Origin of the sequence: Providencia sp. wls1922 (genome assembly GCF_009706505.1) — a bacterium.
GTDB classification, from domain to species: domain Bacteria; phylum Pseudomonadota; class Gammaproteobacteria; order Enterobacterales; family Enterobacteriaceae; genus Providencia; species Providencia lanzhouensis.
In genome coordinates, this window is record NZ_WLUG01000057.1 from 1 (window position 1) to 19,692 (window position 19,692).

A 19,692-nucleotide genomic window follows, 5' to 3' on the forward strand; every position below is an offset into this window, starting at 1 on the left:
CAAGGCATAGAGCAAGGTATAGAGCAAGGTATAGAGCAGGCGAGAAAAGAAGAAATAGTTAATACTCGTCAACGCATGAGGTCACTGGTCATAACGAGTTTAAGCCTGGGACTCAGTATTGATGTTATTAGCCAAATCTCGGGATTGTCCCATTCAGAAATTCAAGTGTTGAGCTTGTAACTTAACCACTTATTTTTACAATAAAAAAGGCTGAACCCAGTCTAAAACCAAGCTCAGCCTTCAACATCAAATATATCAATTAGCCGATATATTCTAAGCCTTTCATATATGGACGTAAGACTGCTGGCACTTCAATACGTCCATCCGCTTGCTGATAGTTTTCTAATACAGCAACCAGAGTACGACCAACCGCTAAACCAGAACCATTCAATGTATGAACCAGTTGGGTTTTCTTGTCGCTCTTACCACGGAAACGCGCTTGCATACGGCGAGCTTGGAAGTCCCACATATTTGAGCAAGAAGAAATCTCACGGTATGTATTTTGCGCTGGCAGCCAAACTTCTAAATCATAAGTTTTGCGTGAACCAAAGCCAATATCCCCAGTACATAGCAGCACTTTACGGTATGGCAGTTCCAGTAATTGCAGAACTTTTTCCGCGTGACCGGTTAACTCTTCCAGTGCCGCCATTGATTTCTCAGGATGCACGATTTGCACTAATTCAACTTTATCAAATTGGTGCATACGGATAAGGCCACGAGTATCACGACCATAAGAGCCCGCTTCTGAGCGGAAACATGGTGTATGAGCCGTCATTTTCAAAGGAAGTGAATCTTCATCTAAAATTTCATCACGCACCAAGTTAGTTACTGGCACTTCCGCAGTTGGGATCAGTGCATAAGTGCTGCTATCCGCTTCTTCTTCCAACGGTTTAGTGTGGAATAAATCTTCACCAAATTTCGGCAGCTGACCAGTACCATACAGCGTGTCATGGTTAACTAAATAAGGAACATACAGCTCTTGATAACCATGTTGTTCAGTATGTAAATCCAGCATAAATTGCGCTAATGCACGGTGCATACGCGCAATTTGACCTTTCATCACAACAAAACGAGCACCTGTCAATTTCACTGCCGCTGGAAAATCTAAACCACCAGCCAGTTCACCTAAGCTCACATGATCTTTGACTTCAAAATCATATTGGCGAGGTTGCCCCCAACGAGTGATTTCTAAGTTTTCTGAGTCATCTTTACCGTCAGGCACTTCATCATCAGGAATATTCGGGATACTTAATGCAATATCACGGATTTCTTGTTGCAGCTTATCTAACTCTGCTTTAGCAGCATCCAATTTTTCGCCTAATTGGTTCACTTCCAGACGCAATGGCTCAATGTCTTCACCACGCGCTTTCGCTGCACCAATAGTTTTCGATCGCGAGTTACGGTCTGCTTGCAGGGTTTCAGTTTCAACTTGTAAAACTTTGCGGCGTTCTTCTAATTCACGCAGCTTTTCCACATCAAGGGTAAAACCCCTGCGAGCCAGTTTTGTAGCAACCGCGTCTAGCTCCGTACGCAGTAAATTTGGATCGAGCATGCTTATCCTGTGATTTTGTTAGTCAATTGTGAGAGCGAATATAACGCGCTCCGGCGTTATATTTAGAATATTTTATTGCTTTATAACCTTACCGCATTGACCCGATTAGCGATAGCGTTTTGTTGTGCTAATTTGATCTTGTTGGGCTAACCAGTCGAGTTTTTCAGCAATTTTGCCTTCTAGCCCGCGTGCCGTTGGGTAATAGTATTGCGTCGCTTTCATCGGTTCAGGGAAATAATTTTCACCCGCCGCGTAAGCATTAGGCTCGTCGTGAGCATAACGATACTCTTTACCGACACCTAACTCTTTCATTAATTTGGTAGGGGCATTTCTTAAATGTTCAGGAACATCATAATCTGGCTGCATTTGAGCATCTTTAATTGCGGCTTTATACGCGGTGTAAACGGCATTACTTTTCGGTGCGCATGCAAGATAAACAATGGCTTGAGCGATAGCTCGCTCCCCTTCCGCCGGGCCTACACGAGTAAAACAATCCCATGCTGAAATCGCCACTTGCATGGCTCGAGGATCGGCATTCCCGACATCTTCAGAGGCAATCGCCAATAAACGACGAGCGACATACAGAGGATCACCGCCCGCAGTAATAATCCGAGCATACCAATAAAGTGCAGCATCGGGAGCTGAACCACGAACTGATTTATGCAACGCAGAAATCAAATCATAGTAACGGTCACCCTTATTATCGAAACGCGCTGCGCGTTCACCACTCACTTCTTTGAGCAACTCGGCAGTTAACACTCGTTGACCTTGGTTATCTGCCTCCGCCATATCCGACATCATTTCCAGCAGATTCAATGAGCGCCTTGCATCCCCATTAACCAAGTCAGCGATCATTTTTCGGGTACTATCTGGAAGAACGATATTTTGTCCACCTAAACCCCGGGTGCTATCGCCCAATGCCTGTAACAGCACTTCTTCAATTTCACTACTTTCTAAGGATTTTAATAGATAGACTCTTGCGCGAGAAAGTAGTGCCGAGTTGAGTTCGAATGATGGGTTTTCGGTAGTCGCACCAATAAAAGTGATGGTACCGTCTTCAATATGAGGTAAAAAAGCATCTTGCTGGCTTTTATTAAAGCGGTGAACTTCATCCACAAACAAAATGGTTCTTCGCCCCGCACTGCGATTTTGGCGCGCTTTTTCGATAGATTCACGGATCTCTTTGATCCCTGAAGTTACCGCAGAAATGCGCTCGATATCCGCTTGTGCATAGTGACCAATAATTTCAGCCAAAGTAGTTTTCCCCGTTCCCGGAGGTCCCCACAAGATCATTGAGTGTAAATGACCCGCCTTAATCGCACGTGGTAATGGTTTACCTTCGGCAAGTAAATGTGTTTGACCAATATATTGCTCAAGCGTTTCTGGCCGCATACGCGCAGCCAGAGGTTGGAATTCATTTTGTGAAAAATCGAGAGATAAGTTACCCACGAGACCCTCTTTACTCCCTAGATATTAGTGAGCGCGAGAACGCTGGTCATCCAATGTGACCCCTTTTGGTACTGTAAATTTGAATTTACTTGGGTCAACTGGGCCATTTTTTTGCTGTTTTAATTGATAGGCGCTGGTTTGTCCGTCTTGTTCAACCGCAGCAAATTTCTCAATCGTCCCTTGTGGGTTAACCGTAATAGAGAAACTTTTTAATGTCCCGTTAGATTGTTTTGGTTTCAGATCAAACGTATTGCCCTGTTGGACAATAGAATACTGTTTCCAATCCTGCGGATTGTTGCGAGTTAATAGCAGGAATGGCGTATCTTGGGTAGCATCAGCTAAGTTTGTCACCGTCACTTGCTCAACAAATGGGTTGTAAAACCACAGGTTTTTACCGTCTGATACCAGAACACTTTCATCCGGCGAAGTCATATTCCAGTTAAATAAGTTAGGGCGTTCAATCCACAAGTCACCGACACCCTCTTGGATAAGATCACCTTCTGGGCTAGTTACTTTCTGAGAAAAGCTCGCTTGGAAGCTATTCACTTTACTCAGTCGATCTTGAAGGTCTTGACTCGCATCTGCCAATACTTGACCTACGTTTAAACTCAGGGCTAATGCACCTAACAACATCATTTTTTTCATCGAGAAAAGACCTTAAAATTAATACCACAAGGGGCGTATGTCTTTATACACCCCTTGAATTAAACCAGCAATTATCACATGAAATATTAATATCCCATTGATGGCGGGGCTAATACTTCTCGGTTTCCATTATGCCCCGGTTCACTGACAATCCCTTGATCTTCCATTTGCTCAACAATCCGAGCTGCACGGTTGTAACCGATACGGAATTGACGTTGTACACCGGAGATGGATACCCTTTGTTTTTCAACAACAAATTCGACAGCTTGATCAAATAACGGGTCGAGATCCTCATCACCATTATCTGAACTTCCACCGCCTTCACTATCATCGCTACATGTCGTGATGCTATCAATATATTGCGGTTTCCCGCGTGCTTTCCAATCATTTACGACAGCGTGAACTTCTTGGTCACGGACAAATGCACCGTGAACACGCACTGGAATCGATGAGTTTGGTGGCAGATACAGCATATCCCCCATACCCAGCAGTGATTCAGCACCACCTTGGTCAAGAATAGTGCGCGAGTCAATCTTACTCGATACCGTAAAGGCGATACGCGTTGGAATATTGGCTTTAATTAACCCAGTAATGATGTCAACCGATGGACGTTGGGTCGCTAAAACGAGGTGGATACCGGCTGCACGCGCTTTTTGTGCTAAACGAGCAATCAACTCTTCCACTTTCTTCCCTGCGGTCATCATTAAGTCCGCAAATTCGTCCACCATCACCACGATATAAGGTTCTTTTTTCAGCATTGGATGTTCCATATCCATACTGTCGCCAGGCTTCCAGAATGGATCTGGGATTGGGCGATTCATATCCGCTGCCGCTTTAATTTTGTCGTTGTAACCCGCGAGATTACGTACGCCTAATGCTGACATCAGTTTATAACGGCGTTCCATTTCATTGACACACCAACGTAGCGCATTCGCTGCATCTTTCATGTCAGTAACGACTTCAGTTAACAGGTGCGGGATCCCTTCATAGATAGAAAGTTCCAGCATTTTCGGGTCTATCATAATAAAGCGAACATCTTCAGGCTTCGCTTTATATAAGATACTCAGGATCATCGCATTGACCCCAACCGATTTACCGGATCCCGTTGTACCCGCCACTAATAAGTGCGGCATTTTTGCCAAATCGGCAACAACCGGATCACCTTCGATATCTTTCCCTAAAACAATCGTCAGCGGCGATGGATTTTTTCTAAAATCATCACAGTCTAAAACTTCACTCAAATAAACGGTTTGGCGTTTTTCATTCGGTAACTCTAAACCAACATAGGGTTTACCTGGAATCACCTCAACAACACGAACCGCTGTTGTCGACAATGAACGCGCAAGATCTCGGGATAACGTGGAAATTCGAGCTGCTTTCACTCCCGGCGCAAGATCCAACTCAAAACGGGTGATTACGGGACCTGGAGAGAAGCCAACCACTTCAGCTTTAACCCGATAATCGTTCAAGCGTGCTTCAATTAACCTTGCGGTTTGCTCTAATTTGAACATATCCACTGGCTCTTCTTGCTCTGGTGGACTCGCCAGTAGGTCAAGCGACGGCATTGGCGTCGTTGGTTTCGGTAACGGTTGGTCGTTACGTACTAAGAATGGGTGGAATAAACTATCCTGCTGTGACTGCTGTGGCTGCTGTGGCTGCTGTGGCTGCTGTGGCTGCTGTGGCTGCTGTGCTGCAGTTTGAGGCTGCCCCGCAGGATGAGCAACAAATTCATTTCCATTATTTGCCGGTGTTATTGGCTGTTCTTGCGTTATCGAATGTGCTTGCACTGGCGGTTCGGTAAATGACGGCATAAACAGCGGCGCTGCAGGTTCATCATCGACTAAATCATCCACCGGCGAGAAACGCTCAAATGCCGATAATGGCGTACTTAAATCAATTTTAGGTTCAAAATCATCCAGATCATTATCCTGCTCATGCTCATCATCAGCATGGGCAGTAAAGCGATGGATATCTGAAGGGGAAGTTGGCTCTATTTGCTTTGTAGGCTCAAAAGCTGGCGTAAATGCTGGAGCAGAAGCCCAACGATGTTCAATTTCTGGCTGAGTAAACGTACTCGCAGGCATATAATCTTGATGAGTTTCTGGCTCTGGCACAATATCTGAAGCGGCAACAGAATCAACCGCAGGCTGGTTAACCTGGAATGCAGCGTCAAACTCCTGCATATCCGTATCTGGCTCGCCGTAGCGTTGACGTTGCTGCTCTAAGAATTGAACGCGCAACAACCTTTCTTGCTCTAGCTCATCATTAGTTTTCACTTCATTTTCAGGTTCTTCAGTCGCAGACCATTGCTGATATACCTGCTCACGCTGAGATGCCTCTTCTTGACGACGTTGAAGCTCTGCATCACGCTGAGATGGAATACGAATACCATATAGCTCACGGCGAGTCGGTAAACGAACTGGATTTGGACGAGGTAATTCTGGCTCCAGATTCTTTTTCACTTGCGCGTGGCGTTCCATCGCTGCAATCGAAATACCCGCAGCTGCTAACGCCGCAGGATCGGCAACACGGCTAGTTACCGAGGATTCACTCACGTCAGGGCTTCCCATATCAATGGTTGGCTCTAAAGGCGTAAACTGTGGCGATGTAAATACTGGGGCTGTAGGCTTAGACTCAAAAACAGGTTCCGGAGCAAAAACGGGCTCAGGCGTAAATGTTGGTTCTTGAGGCATAACAGGCGCAGGAGAAGATGCCTGAGTCGGTGCCACTTGAGGCTGATAATCATCAGGCACTTCAAAATGGTAAGTTTGCGGCTCTTTGGTCGCTGAAGGCTCTTCTGTCGCGGAAAATGTCGGTAAAGCTGTATTTTCTGCTGGTTGAGCAATAAAGGTAGGCTGCTCTGCCAAAGAAGCGCTTGGCTGGGCTTGCTCAATAATGGATTGCGGCGCAGCCGTTAATAGAGGATCAGCCATAACCTGTGGCTCAGTCGCAAGCTGCACATCCTCAGAAACGAGCTCAGAGACTGTTGGGGCGGAAAACAGAACATCATCCGCATCAAATTGTTGGTTTTCATCATTTGCTTGATGTTCAGCGATTTGAGCACGCTGTAGCGCCTCTTCCGTCTCTTCAACATCATAATCGTAGTCATCAAGTTCATCACCACGGGCACGGTTTGTTAGCAATGTGATAGGAAGTAATATCCCTGCCCCTATTTTTTCTGCGATCGTCAGCCAAGACCAACCCGTGAATAGGGTGAAACTGATTGCCCAGAGGAATAACAGCGCCAAGGTAGCGCCCAATGAGTTAAACCACGGCATAATTGCATTACTGAATACACTACCAATGACCCCGCCAGAGGCGAAGTTGGGTAAATCATCAAAGTTGAGCGCGGCTAAACCACAAGATGAAAGGATCAGCGCTAACCCGCCAATGAGGCGTAAAGAGAGCGAGAAAAAGTCAATATAGCGGCGTTGGCTTTCATAGTGATAAATTGCCCAACACCCGAGTAACAATAATGGCGGGATCGCAAACGCGAGAATACCAAATGCAGAAAACAGGATATCCGCACTCCATGAGCCAATACTTCCCCCTAAATTTTTAACGGGGGCATCCCAGTTAGTTTGCGACCAACTCGGGTCAGAAGGATTAAAACTCCATAGCGCGACCATAAGAAAAATCGCACAGAGGCAGATTGCCAACAAAATCACCTCTAATAGCCGTCTGCCGCTACTGAGCTTTTTAAATTTGATGTACTTATCTTCGGTATATTCTTGGCTCATTATTGTTTCTTTACTGACTGATGTTCTTGCTTAATACGTGATTATCCTATGATTATTCTAACACTAATCCCCTAAACGCGCCTGCATTAAGACGATTAAGACAAATTATCACACCATAGAGACCATAAGACTCAGTATTTCATCTTACGAATAGGGTTTCAAACTCTATTTAAGGTCAAAATTCTTAATTGTTTATAGCTTTAAAATCAATAAATTGAAATGAAAATTTCTGACTAATTTTGAGTCTATCGCGGACAGTGACGAGAGAATGTTCGAAAAAGAACCATTGGGAGAATTAAAGAGAAAAATCATGGTGCTTAAAAACGGAACAACGCTGAGTAAACCCAGCGTTGAAACAGCAGTGCGACAACAATGCAGATTGCTGTGCAGGAATGATGAACACAAAGCGCAATTAGCGAGTTTTAATCACTAAGCGGTTGCTTTGTTTCACTTCTTCCATAACTACGTAGGTACGAGTGTCATTTACACCCGGAAGGCGTAATAACGTTTCACCTAGCAGTTTACGATATGCGGACATATCTGGCACACGCGTTTTCAACAGATAGTCAAAGTCACCGGAAACGAGGTGACACTCTTGAATTTCTTCAAGTTTTTGAACTGCTGTGTTGAATTGTTCGAACACATCTGGCGCGCCACGGTTTAAAGTGATTTCAACGAAAACCAGCAGCGATGCATCTAAATAGTGTGGATTCAACAGTGCGGTATAACCAGAAATGAAACCCTGTCTTTCAAGACGACGAACACGCTCTAAACATGGCGTTGGAGATAAACCAACACGCTTAGATAGTTCAACGTTAGAGATACGCCCGTCTTTTTGCAATTCGTTCAGTATATTCCTGTCAATACGGTCAAGGTCTTTGCCAGGACGCTTTTTATTGTCAATCATCTCTTATCTCTCTTTCTTTAATTGTTATTTTCTACATCTTATAAAACGGCACCATCTATACGTCAGTCTTCCTAAGCGGACTAGCGGGCGTGGAACCTATTCTATTCGTCATAACTGAAGTTCTCGTAAACCGAAACATATTTACTTTTGGAGCGGCTTACAATCGTCGCGACATTGCTTGAATGTGTGACGTAAAGTTAATTTTCCAGTAAGAACAAAAATACGCCATTTCCATTGACCTGCTAGATAATTAACTCTTAGATAGATGTTTTCGCAAATGCGCAGCCGATTGTCAAAGTAAATGAATAAAAATCAGTACAAGATTTCGGTTTTTTTTTCAGTAAAACGTTTCGCAGACGCAATTCAAGATAATTCCTAAAATTACCGTTTCGTGATTAAAGCACTTTCCCTCTCATTTTTTAACTCTTAATTGGTATTACCTATCAGAAAAATTTGTCCTCTCCACATCAATGAATGGTTAAATCACTTTTGTTACCCCCCTATTTCTCCTACAATCGTCCTTATGCTTTTTTGAGACTAAAAAGAGGAATTCATGAGCACAACCACACATCGTAAGTTAATCATTTTAGGTTCAGGCCCTGCAGGTTATACCGCAGCCGTTTACGCAGCTCGCGCAAATTTACACCCTGCACTGATTACTGGGGTGGAAAAAGGCGGCCAATTAACCACAACCACGGAAGTTGAAAACTGGCCGGGTGATCCTGAAGGTTTAACAGGTCCAGGACTCATGGAACGCATGCATGCTCATGCGGAAAAATTCGAAACTGAAATCATCAACGACCACATTACAAAAGTGGATTTCCAGCAGCGCCCTTTCCGCCTGTTTGGTGATGATACAGAATATACGTGTGACGCATTGATCATTGCGACAGGCGCGTCTGCTCGTTACATCGGTCTACCATCAGAAGAAGCATTTAAAGGTCGCGGTGTTTCTGCTTGTGCAACTTGTGACGGTTTCTTCTATCGTAACCAAAAAGTTGCGGTTGTCGGTGGTGGTAATACTGCCGTTGAAGAAGCGCTGTATCTTTCTAATATCGCGTCTGAAGTACATTTGATTCACCGCCGCGATAGCTTTAGAGCGGAAAAAATTCTAGTTAATCGCCTGATGGATAAAGTTGAAAATGGGAACATCGTTCTGCATACCGACAATACATTAGACGAAGTTCTGGGCGATGATATGGGCGTTACAGGCGTTCGTTTACGTTGCACCAAAACCAATAAAACGGAAGATGTTGCTGTCATGGGCGCCTTTATTGCTATCGGTCATAGCCCTAACACCGCAATTTTTGACGGTCAATTAGCCTTAAATAATGGCTATATTAAAGTGCAATCCGGCACCAACGGTAACGCAACTCAAACTTCCGTTGAAGGGATCTTTGCGGCCGGTGATGTTATGGATCACATCTACCGCCAAGCAATTACTTCAGCCGGTACTGGCTGCATGGCAGCATTAGATGCGGAACGTTACCTAGACGGGTTAGCAGACAAGAAATAATTTTTTAATCTAAAAATAGAAGCCCCATTTTTGCGTTGTCGTTCATTAAGTTCGCAGCGAAATAGAATGGGGCTTTTTATTTATTCCTATTTTAAAAATAAAGCGCTATTCCATTCTGAATTAGGAGCAAGTTTATATTCCTCTTTTTACCCCATGCCTATACTCAATTTAATTATCTTGTTCATTCAAATAAGGAAGTGACATGGAGCCTCAAACGCAAAAAGAGCCCAACTTTATGGGTTCACTTAATAAGCTGGCGTATTTCATTGTTATCTTGCTATCGGTTATTCAAGGAATTGTCATCACCGCCACTCTTGATTATTCCATAGAAATTCCATTAAGCCCTACATGGGCTTATTTACCCATGATGTTGGCTATTTTTGTTCCTTCGGTTATCAGCTTTCTTATTACCAATGCCAAGCAAGCGGTGTTTTATTTCAATATTATCCTAACGATTGTGCTTGTTTTTTGGATCAATACTTGGCAAAGCCTTGATATTGGTACTTCTGATAACAATGACCCATTCCTCTCTATTACGACGCTCACTGTCCTGATTTTTTTCATATTGCCTTGGATGCAAAACCGCCAAGCCACAGGAACCTGGAAAGCTGATTACAGCTGCTTAGTCGGGCACTATTTCCGTAACACCTTATTTGGTCTTTTCGCCTGTGCCATTGGGGGCTTACTAGCGCTGATTGTCAAGCAAGCCAGCTTTTTATTCGGCATTGTCAATCTATCAACACTCAGCCAATTTCTTGGTCACTATATTGTCCTTTGGATAGCATTTTTAGTTGGTTTTAATACTAGCTTGCTCTTTTTACGTTCCAAATTGGTGATGCAACTGAACAACATCGCCAAATATTTCTCGCAATTTTTCCTACCCTTACTCAGTTTAATCGCCGTAATTTTCTTAGCTGGCTTGGTTGTATCCATATTAACTGGTGTGCATTACACAGCTTCAGAGCTAGGTTCTGGCACCATGCTTTGCTTTGTGATTTTAAATATTATATTTATTAATGCCCTTTATGGCGATGGCACAACCCAATTCCAATTTAAACCTATTATCAATGGCTTTGTACTGATCAGCATCGTTCTACTAAATGCATTTTCTGCACTTTCTCTGTACGGTATTTTCGTTCGTGTTAGCCAATATAGCTGGAGTGTGAGCAGGCTATATGCATTTACTATTGCACTATTTTTAGCCCTGATTATTTTAGCTTACAGCATCACAATCATAGTAAAACAACGCCGCTGGGCATTCTCCCTCGGTAGGATAAATAAGGTCGCTATTCTAGGTTTAATCGCCACAATCTTAGTCATTAATAGCCCTATTGGTGATTTCCAACGCATTGCGGTCAACAGCATTATGGCGGCTGTTGAAAAAGGCAAAATTAAAATTAACTACGATTTATCTTATGACTTAGAGAAATTAGGAGTGCAAGGAAAAGAGGCGTTAGCAAAATTGGAGCAAGACCCTGATACGAAAGCACAGCTCAAAGTTGGCGCTTACTCTGATGTCCCTAAACCACTTAAAGACGTTCTTATCATCGCCAAAGGCAGCCAACCATTGCCACAAAGCTGGTTTGATATGGAAGACGGGATCCGCGACGCATGGAATTGCACCAATTATTACAGTAATTATGAATGCCTTGGATTTATGACCGATGCAAACAACGATGGAACTGACGACGTGGTGATGTGCTACTCCATACCCGAGTCCCTTGATTATGAATGTACTATTTGGCAGTCCGCGGATAACACATGGAAATTAGTGGATACGCAAAGAGAGGTATTCGATGATATGCAATTCAAAAAAACAGCATGGGATAAGCTACTCAACAACCAGTTTATGTTGAAACCAAAAACCTGGTTGCAAATTGTTCCTGAATAACACACAAAAATCCCCCAAAATTATTTCAACCTAAAATGTAGGTGGCTTAACAATTATAAATTAAGCCATCTTATTTTTTCTTTGTAATAACGGTAACATCCTCTGTTCGTTCAAATTTAATTATATTACGCTCATATAATTTACCTTTATAAAACATATCGATAACAAAAATTGTTCTATTCAAATAACTGGCTTTTATTATGTAACATATCTGATGGAAGCTGTTATGATAGGCAAAAATTCGGTTAGATTTGATGACAAAGTCAACTATCTTAACTGCACTCAATAACATGAAAACTACACCTGCTAACTAAATCATTATGGATAAATCAAGACAGACTGAATTGGTGCGTTGGTTAAAGCAACACAGCGCTCCTGCTAAGCGTTGGCTCCGAATTTCTATGCTATTAGGCATAGTCAGCGGTTTATTAATTATTGCGCAGGCTTGGTTCCTCGCTGTGATCCTTCAAGCCCTCATGATGGACCACATTCCACGAGAGCAACTCCTCACTGACTTTGCATTATTAATTAGTGTCTTTATTTTACGCGGTGTTGTTCACTATCTTCGTGAACGCGCGGGCTACCGATGTGGACAAGTTGTCAGGCAGCAAGTCCGCGGTATGGTATTAGATAAACTGCAAGAGTTAGGCCCTGTCTGGGTCAAGGGTAAGCCAGCAGGAAGCTGGGCAACGATTATTCTTGAGCAGATTGAAGACATGCAGGATTACTATTCTCGCTATCTTCCGCAAATGTATTTAGCCACCATCATCCCAATCATGATCTTGATTGCCATCTTCCCATTTAACTGGGCAGCTGCGCTGATTTTATTTGCAACCGCACCGTTAATTCCGATTTTCATGGCGCTGGTAGGACTCGGTGCTGCCGATGCTAACCGCCGTAACTTCCTTGCCTTAAGCCGTTTGAGTGGTAGTTTCCTCGACCGTTTACGAGGATTAGACACCCTACGCTTATTTTTCCGTGGCAAAGCTGAAGTCTCCCAGATTCGTGAATCCACCGAAGACTTCCGTTCTCGCACCATGGAAGTGCTGCGTATGGCATTTTTATCGTCGGGAGTCTTAGAGTTTTTCGCATCAATCTCCATTGCAGTTGTCGCCGTTTATTTCGGATTCTCTTATCTTGGAGAGTTAAGTTTCGGTAGTTATGGTCTGCCAGTCACATTATTTGCAGGTTTCCTTGCGCTGATTTTATCCCCAGAATTTTTCCAGCCGCTGCGCGACCTAGGCACTTACTATCATGCAAAAGCCCAAGCAGTAGGCGCCGCGGAATCTCTGGTGACCTTACTCGAAAGTCAAGGTGACGAACAATTACCACAAGGCGATAAGGTAATTGATGAACAACCTATTCGCATTGAAGCCAAGCATCTGGAAGTTCTCTCCCATGATGGCACTATCCTGGCGGGTCCTCTCGATTTCACCATTGAGCCGCAACAACGCATCGCCTTAGTAGGTCAAAGTGGTGCGGGTAAAAGCTCCCTATTAAACTTATTACTTGGCTTCTTGCCTTACCGTGGTTCCATCACTATTAATGGCAATGAGCTCGATCAATTATGCCCTGAACAGTGGCGTGCTTTGGTCGGCTGGGTTGGGCAAAACCCACATTTACCTGAACAAACGTTGCAGGAAAATATTTGCCTAGGAAAACCCAATGCAACTGAATCAGAAATTCAGTCTGCGATCGAAAAAGCCTATGTCGCGGAATTTTTGCCAAACTTACCGGATGGGTTAAATACTCGCTTAGGTGATTTCGCAGCACGTCTTTCTGTTGGGCAAGCCCAGCGTGTCGCTGTCGCTCGTGTACTCTTAAAACCCTCTCGCTTGTTGCTATTAGATGAGCCAGCTGCCAGCTTAGATGCTCACAGCGAACAGCGCGTGATGGAAACATTGAATCAATTATCTGAGCAGCAAACCACGTTATTAGTGACCCATTTACTGGAAGAAACCATGGATTACGACCAAATTTGGGTCATGTCTAACGGAAAAATTATCCAGCGTGGTGATTACCAACAACTGAGCCAGTCTGAAGGTGCTTTTGCCCAGTTACTCGCTCATCGCCAAGAGGAGCTTTGAAAATGAAAGTGTTACTCCCCTTCTTAGCCCTCTATCGCCGTCATTGGTTTTTGATTTCCTTAGGGATCATTCTGGCGATTGTCACGCTGCTTTCCAGTATTGGTCTTCTCACGTTATCGGGATGGTTCTTAGCTGGTGCGGCTATAGTCGGTGCACCGGGGATATTTTTCTTTAACTATATGTTGCCTGCGGCTGGGGTTCGTGGTGCGGCTATTTTCCGTACCGCAGGACGCTACGCCGAGCGCTTAGTCAGCCACGATGCGACATTTAAAGTTTTAGCACATCTGCGCGTGTTCGCCTTCAGTAAGGTATTACCGCTCTCTCCGGGTGGGATCAGCCGTTTCCGCCAAGGAGATCTATTAAACCGACTAGTTGCGGATGTCGAAACCCTAGACCACCTATACTTGCGTGTTCTCTCGCCGATTGTCAGTGCTTTCTTTGTCACGTTTATCCTGATCATTGGTTTAAGTTTCCTTGATCCTCGCCTTGCATGGACATTAGGTGGCGTTATGCTGTTCCTGCTGTTTACGATGCCATTTGTATTTTATCGTGCAGGTAAACCGATTGGACGCGAACTGACTGAACTGCGCGGAAATTACCGCACAGTATTAACTTCAGCATTGCAAGGTCAAGCCGAATTAGCCTTGTTTGGCGCGACTGCGCGTTTTCGTCAAAATTTATCAAACATCGAAAATTCATGGCAAGGTCGCCAGCAGCAACAAGCTGCACTGACAGGTTTATCTCAAGCCATCATTCTGTGTGCATCAGGACTAACCGCGACCTTGCTTTTATGGATGGCAGCTGAACATGTTGGCGGAAATACACAACCCGGTGCGCTGATTGCCTTATTTGTTTTCTGTGCATTAGCCTCGTTTGAAGCCTTAGGGCCTGTTGCCGTCGCATTCCAACATATGGGGCAAGTGATTGCCTCAGCCACTCGCGTTTCTCAGTTAATGCATGCAAAACCGGAAGTTAGCTTTGTCAGCCAAGGCACTACGCTCGATTCTCTTGAGAGCCTGACCATCGATAACATCACATTCACTTATCCAGAACAGCCTTTCGCCGTATTGAAAAATGTCTCCTTGTCGATTAAACAAGGCCAACACATTGCGTTATTAGGGAAAACGGGCTGTGGCAAATCCACTCTGCTTCAATTGCTCACCCGCGCTTGGGATGTAGACAATGGCGTGATATCGATTAATGGTCAACCAATTCAAGCTTATAGCGAAGAAGCGCTACGTAGCGTAATGTCTGTGGTTCCTCAGCGCGTTCATGTGTTCAGTGATACCCTGCGCAACAATTTACTATTAGCCAACGAACAAGCCTCAGATGAGCAACTTTGCGATGTACTCACCCAAGTGGGCTTAGATAATTTATTGGATAATCAACTAAAATTAAACGCATGGATGGGTGAAGGCGGTCGTCAATTATCAGGAGGTGAGCAACGCCGCTTAGGTATCGCTCGTGCCCTTCTGCACAATGCGCCACTTATCTTAATGGATGAGCCAACCGAAGGGTTAGATGCGCATACTGAACAGCAAATTCTTAGCTTGCTCAAACAAAAATGTGCTGACAAAACGCTACTGGTGATCACCCATCGTATGCAAGGGTTAGAACAAATGGATACCATTTGTGTGATGGATAATGGCGAAATTATTGAGCAAGGCTCACACCCGGCATTGTTAGCTGAGCAAGGTCGTTATTATCAGTTCCGTCAACGTCATTTGGTTCAGCAAACTCGCTGAGGTGCACCATGTACCAATTGGACGATGATTCATACCTGTTCCCGCCCGTGTCTGAAGCGATGCGGGAACCTAATGGGTTACTGGCGATCGGCGGTGATTTATCATCTCGACGCTTACAAGCGGCTTACTATGATGGCATTTTTCCGTGGTTTAACCCAGGTGAAGTCCCATTGTGGTGGTCTCCTGATCCGCGAGCAGTCTTGAAAGTGGGCGACCTGCATATCAGCCGTTCCATGATCAAAACATTAAAAAAATCCCCTTATCGCATTACCATAAATCATGCGTTCAAAGAGGTGATAGCGGCTTGTGCAGTTCGTGCAGAAGGAACGTGGATCCTTCCTTCCGTACAGGCGGGTTACCTAGCGCTTCATCAAGAAGGACTCGCTCACTCGATTGAGGCGTGGCATGGTGATCAGCTGGTGGGGGGCTTGTATGGCGTGAACATGGGGCACCTGTTTTGTGGGGAGTCAATGTTCAGTAGAATGAATGATGCATCCAAATGTGCTTTTATTACATTCTATTTTCATTTTTTGCGCTATAATGGGCAACTTTTTGATTGTCAGGTACTTAACCACCACACCGCTTCACTTGGCGCGACGGAGATCTCCCGCAGGGATTTTCTGCATATTCTTTATCGGTGGCGTGACCTGCGGATTGACCCAGCATGCTGGTTACCACAGTCAATTGATTTACCTCAATCATTTGAAAAATCACCACTTTTTAAGCGATAGAAAGTGGCAACACAGTAATTTTATCCCCAACTATTTTAAAGAAAGATCGCTTTAAAATGCGACACTTCTTTACTTAGTGTGGGTTTTTGGGCATTATCTTGCCCGTAAAAAATCACGGTTATTAGACTTAGAGGATTAGATGGCCAAAGAAGATAATATTGAAATGCAGGGAACCGTTTTGGATACCCTGCCAAATACAATGTTCCGCGTTGAACTGGAAAACGGTCACGTCGTGACTGCGCACATCTCTGGTAAAATGCGTAAAAACTACATCCGCATTCTGACAGGCGACAAGGTAACTGTAGAGTTAACTCCTTACGACCTGAGCAAAGGCCGCATCATTTTCCGTAGCCGCTGATTTTCGATTTTCAGGCAAGGCCTGACAAGACCACAGGTGCCTAAGACACCTGTGGTACTAGTTATTGTCAGATTACAGCATCCTCTGGAGAGGCCTTGTGTACGCTACTGAAGCTGTATGTCAGTGTGTGACTCTTTTCATCAAGCCCGATACTCACCGAGCCGCCATTTGTTAACGAACCAAATAACAGTTCATTTGCCAATGGTTTCTTCAGGTTGTCCTGAATGACACGCGCCATAGGTCGGGCACCCATTGCTTTGTCATACCCTTTCTCGCACAACCAACGACGAGCTGCTTGGCTGACCTCAATCGAGACACCCTTCTCATCCAACTGGGCTTGCAGCTCAACAATGAATTTATCAACCACTTGCGTGATGATATCCATCGACAGCGCATTAAACCAAATAATGCCATCAAGACGGTTACGGAATTCCGGTGAAAATGCCTTTTTAATTTCAGACATCGCATCCGTACTATTATCTTGCTCTGCAAAGCCTATCGAACGGCGCTGAGTTTCTTGTACCCCTGCGTTGGTAGTCATTACCACAATAACATTACGGAAATCCGCTTTACGTCCGTTATTATCCGTCAGCGTACCGTGATCCATCACTTGCAGAAGAATGTTAAACACATCAGGGTGCGCTTTTTCAATTTCGTCCAATAACACGACGGAATGCGGATGCTTAATGACGGCATCGGTCAGTAAACCACCTTGGTCAAAACCAACATATCCCGGAGGAGCACCAATCAGTCGGCTAACTGTATGGCGTTCCATATATTCGGACATATCAAAGCGCAGCAGTTTCACATCCAATGCTTTTGCCAGCTGCACGGTGACTTCCGTTTTACCCACGCCAGTTGGTCCTGCAAACAAGAATGAGCCAACAGGTTTATGTTCTAACCCTAAGCCTGCGCGATTCATTTTAATCGCCTCAGACAGCGCCTCAATCGCTTTATCTTGTCCAAAGACTAACATCTTCAGGCGTGAGTCTAAGGTTCTCAAACGATCTTTATCGCTAGAGGAAACCGTTTTTTCTGGAATACGCGCAATACGCGCCACCACAGTTTCGATTTCAGGTACACCGATGGTTTTCTTGCGCTTGCTTGGCGCCACTAAACGGGTTCTAGCTCCCGCTTCATCGATAACATCAATCGCTTTATCCGGCAGATGGCGATCGGTAATGTATTTCACCGATAAATCCACCGCCGCCTGAATAGCTTTCGCGGTGTAGCGCACATCATGGTGAGACTCATATTTCGGTTTCAATCCATTAATGATACGCACGGTTTCTTCAGGGGTAGGTTCCACAATATCAATTTTTTGGAAACGTCGAGCCAGCGCTCTATCTTTCTCAAAGATATTGCTGAATTCTTGATAGGTAGTAGAGCCAATCACCCGGATACGCCCACTTGATAACAGCGGCTTAATCAAGTTTGCAGCGTCTACCTGTCCACCCGATGCCGCACCGGCACCGATAATCGTATGAATTTCATCGATAAACAGAATGCTTTTCGGGTCTTTTTCCAACATTTTCAGCAGCGCTTTAAAACGTTTTTCAAAATCACCGCGATATTTAGTACCTGCCAACAATGAGCCGATATCCAGTGAGTAGATTGTGCAATCTTTCATCACTTCAGGCACATCATTTTGCTCAATACGCCATGCTAAGCCCTCGGCGATCGCCGTTTTACCTACGCCGGATTCCCCAACCAATAATGGATTATTTTTACGGCGACGGCACAACACTTGAATGGTACGCTCTAATTCAGCCTGACGTCCTACCAGCGGGTCGATATTCCCTTTCTTAGCCTGTTGATTTAGATTGGTGGTGAAGTTATCCATATGGTCTTCTGAGACCGGTTGCTCTTCACTTGGTGGTGTATTGTTTGCGGCATCATCCTCCGATGAAGAAGAATCTTCACCTTTAATGGTACCGTGGGAAATATAATTAACGACATCAAGGCGGCTAACATCATGCTTACGTAATAAATAAGCCGCCTGGGATTCTTGTTCGCTAAAAATTGCCACTAGCACATTCGCACCAGTCACTTCGCTGCGTCCTGATGATTGAACATGAAAAACAGCACGTTGCAGTACGCGCTGGAAACTCAAAGTCGGTTGAGTGTCTCGTGTATCATTCTCAGGTAATAGCGGCGTAGTTTGGGCAATAAAATGTTCGAGTTCTTGTCTCAGGGCAACCAAGTCGACCTTACAAGCCTCTAAAGCTTCACGCGCAGAGATATTGCTCAATAATGCCAGCAATAGGTGCTCCACAGTCATAAATTCATGGCGATTGTCTTTCGCTCTGGTAAAAGCAACATTTAGACTAAGCTCCAATTCTTGATTGAGCATAAGCACCTCCCAAAATTGATATTAAGACTCTTCAGACTTTCTCTATAGTACACAATAAAGGATATTCATGTTCCCTTGCAAAAGCATTGACTTGAGCGGCTTTTGTTTCTGCAACTTCAGCAGTATAGACACCGCAAATACCTTTACCTTGAAAATGTACATCTAACATTATCTGTGTAGCGCGTTCTTCATCAAAAGAAAAGTATTTTTGTAACACCTCAACAACAAAATCCATCGGAGTATAATCATCATTATTTAACAATACTTTATACATCGATGGTGGTTGCAGCGTCTTTTCAACTTCATCTTTAAAAATTGTGTCAGTTTTAAATGTGCCCAGAAAATCACTCATTACTTTCGTGCTCAGTCGTGTTGCTCAGTGTGGAAATTCAATTTAAGCATAGCCTTTATTATCAATGATATCTATTCACTAAATAGCAATTCAATAAAGCTAAGCCATTAAAAATACTTTGTCTTCATTTTGGTACTGAATTCTCAATTTATCCCAGTGTACCATGGGCTGATAACTAACTTATAGCATCTAAATTTTGTGATATACGTCAAAAAATTTAAAATTTCACGAAAAACGCTCATCGGATTATTTTCAGTTTATTCAAAAAGCCAAAATCCGACTCTTGACCAAATATCCCTATTCAATACAGTATGAAATGCGAGCGATTAACTTCGTATTTATACCTAGTTTGCATGTGTATTTTAT

General features: G+C 44.1%; 13 protein-coding genes and 1 pseudogene. 7 read left to right on the top strand and 7 right to left on the bottom strand.

The window, feature by feature from the left end:
• Positions 1 to 180 (top strand): annotated as a pseudogene (locus tag GKR71_RS20020) (Rpn family recombination-promoting nuclease/putative transposase); the annotation flags it as partial.
• A 79-nt stretch (positions 181 to 259) separates the two neighbouring features.
• Here the strand turns inward: GKR71_RS20020 and serS are convergent.
• From serS to lrp, 5 genes are all read right to left on the bottom strand, one after another.
• Positions 260 to 1,552: a serine--tRNA ligase gene (gene serS / locus GKR71_RS05170; protein ID WP_132494457.1), complete on the bottom strand. Its 1,293-nt coding sequence runs from the start codon at positions 1,550 to 1,552 to the stop codon at positions 260 to 262.
• Positions 1,553 to 1,657: 105 nt separating this feature from the next.
• Positions 1,658 to 3,001, bottom strand: coding sequence for a replication-associated recombination protein A (locus GKR71_RS05175; RefSeq protein WP_036951822.1), 1,344 nt, complete (start codon positions 2,999 to 3,001; stop codon positions 1,658 to 1,660).
• A 24-nt stretch (positions 3,002 to 3,025) separates the two neighbouring features.
• Positions 3,026 to 3,646, bottom strand: a complete 621-nt coding sequence (gene lolA / locus GKR71_RS05180) for an outer membrane lipoprotein chaperone LolA (protein ID WP_036951825.1) — start codon at positions 3,644 to 3,646, stop codon at positions 3,026 to 3,028.
• 86 nt (positions 3,647 to 3,732) lie between these two features.
• Positions 3,733 to 7,386, bottom strand: coding sequence for a DNA translocase FtsK 4TM domain-containing protein (locus tag GKR71_RS05185; RefSeq protein WP_154634015.1), 3,654 nt, complete (start codon positions 7,384 to 7,386; stop codon positions 3,733 to 3,735).
• Between the two features lie 412 nt (positions 7,387 to 7,798).
• Complete coding sequence (lrp, locus tag GKR71_RS05190) at positions 7,799 to 8,293, bottom strand: leucine-responsive transcriptional regulator Lrp (protein WP_004918089.1); 495 nt, start codon at positions 8,291 to 8,293, stop codon at positions 7,799 to 7,801.
• Positions 8,294 to 8,846: 553 nt separating this feature from the next.
• Between lrp and trxB the strand changes: the two genes are divergently transcribed.
• The 6 genes from trxB to infA all read left to right on the top strand — a co-directional run bounded on the left by trxB (position 8,847) and on the right by infA (position 16,621).
• Positions 8,847 to 9,809: a thioredoxin-disulfide reductase gene (gene trxB, locus GKR71_RS05195; RefSeq protein WP_108478922.1), complete on the top strand. Its 963-nt coding sequence runs from the start codon at positions 8,847 to 8,849 to the stop codon at positions 9,807 to 9,809.
• A 202-nt stretch (positions 9,810 to 10,011) separates the two neighbouring features.
• The gene (locus GKR71_RS05200; protein WP_036951833.1) at positions 10,012 to 11,700 is read left to right on the top strand and encodes a DUF7057 domain-containing protein; all 1,689 of its coding nucleotides are present in this window, start codon (positions 10,012 to 10,014) and stop codon (positions 11,698 to 11,700) included.
• A gap of 320 nt (positions 11,701 to 12,020) precedes the next feature.
• Positions 12,021 to 13,787 (top strand): heme ABC transporter permease/ATP-binding protein CydD, encoded by a 1,767-nt coding sequence (cydD, locus tag GKR71_RS05205; protein ID WP_036951837.1) that lies wholly within the window; start codon positions 12,021 to 12,023, stop codon positions 13,785 to 13,787.
• A gap of 2 nt (positions 13,788 to 13,789) precedes the next feature.
• Positions 13,790 to 15,532 (top strand): heme ABC transporter ATP-binding protein/permease CydC, encoded by a 1,743-nt coding sequence (gene cydC, locus GKR71_RS05210; RefSeq protein ID WP_154599929.1) that lies wholly within the window; start codon positions 13,790 to 13,792, stop codon positions 15,530 to 15,532.
• 8 nt (positions 15,533 to 15,540) lie between these two features.
• Positions 15,541 to 16,263, top strand: coding sequence for a leucyl/phenylalanyl-tRNA--protein transferase (gene aat / locus GKR71_RS05215; protein WP_154634016.1), 723 nt, complete (start codon positions 15,541 to 15,543; stop codon positions 16,261 to 16,263).
• A 139-nt stretch (positions 16,264 to 16,402) separates the two neighbouring features.
• Entirely contained in the window at positions 16,403 to 16,621 is a 219-nt protein-coding gene (gene infA, locus GKR71_RS05220) for a translation initiation factor IF-1 (RefSeq protein ID WP_004244560.1), read from the top strand.
• 67 nt (positions 16,622 to 16,688) lie between these two features.
• Here infA and clpA read toward each other — a convergent pair whose 3' ends face one another.
• A complete protein-coding gene (gene clpA, locus GKR71_RS05225; RefSeq protein WP_036951845.1) occupies positions 16,689 to 18,974 on the bottom strand; it encodes an ATP-dependent Clp protease ATP-binding subunit ClpA in 2,286 nt (761 codons plus the stop codon).
• A gap of 31 nt (positions 18,975 to 19,005) precedes the next feature.
• Positions 19,006 to 19,326 (bottom strand): ATP-dependent Clp protease adapter ClpS, encoded by a 321-nt coding sequence (gene clpS / locus GKR71_RS05230; RefSeq protein WP_036951847.1) that lies wholly within the window; start codon positions 19,324 to 19,326, stop codon positions 19,006 to 19,008.
• Positions 19,327 to 19,692: the final 366 nt, after the last annotated feature.

What these genes read in the sequence shown, in the direction of transcription:
- serS (WP_132494457.1), bottom strand. Translation starts at nt 1,552, where the DNA reads ATGCTCGATCCAAATTTACTGCGTACGGAGCTAGACGCGGTTGCTACA.
- lolA (WP_036951825.1), bottom strand. Translation starts at nt 3,646, where the DNA reads ATGAAAAAAATGATGTTGTTAGGTGCATTAGCCCTGAGTTTAAACGTA.
- GKR71_RS05185 (WP_154634015.1), bottom strand. Translation starts at nt 7,386, where the DNA reads ATGAGCCAAGAATATACCGAAGATAAGTACATCAAATTTAAAAAGCTC.
- lrp (WP_004918089.1), bottom strand. Translation starts at nt 8,293, where the DNA reads ATGATTGACAATAAAAAGCGTCCTGGCAAAGACCTTGACCGTATTGAC.
- trxB (WP_108478922.1), top strand. Translation starts at nt 8,847, where the DNA reads ATGAGCACAACCACACATCGTAAGTTAATCATTTTAGGTTCAGGCCCT.
- GKR71_RS05200 (WP_036951833.1), top strand. Translation starts at nt 10,012, where the DNA reads ATGGAGCCTCAAACGCAAAAAGAGCCCAACTTTATGGGTTCACTTAAT.
- cydD (WP_036951837.1), top strand. Translation starts at nt 12,021, where the DNA reads ATGGATAAATCAAGACAGACTGAATTGGTGCGTTGGTTAAAGCAACAC.
- cydC (WP_154599929.1), top strand. Translation starts at nt 13,790, where the DNA reads ATGAAAGTGTTACTCCCCTTCTTAGCCCTCTATCGCCGTCATTGGTTT.
- aat (WP_154634016.1), top strand. Translation starts at nt 15,541, where the DNA reads ATGTACCAATTGGACGATGATTCATACCTGTTCCCGCCCGTGTCTGAA.
- infA (WP_004244560.1), top strand. Translation starts at nt 16,403, where the DNA reads ATGGCCAAAGAAGATAATATTGAAATGCAGGGAACCGTTTTGGATACC.
- clpA (WP_036951845.1), bottom strand. Translation starts at nt 18,974, where the DNA reads ATGCTCAATCAAGAATTGGAGCTTAGTCTAAATGTTGCTTTTACCAGA.
- clpS (WP_036951847.1), bottom strand. Translation starts at nt 19,326, where the DNA reads ATGAGTGATTTTCTGGGCACATTTAAAACTGACACAATTTTTAAAGAT.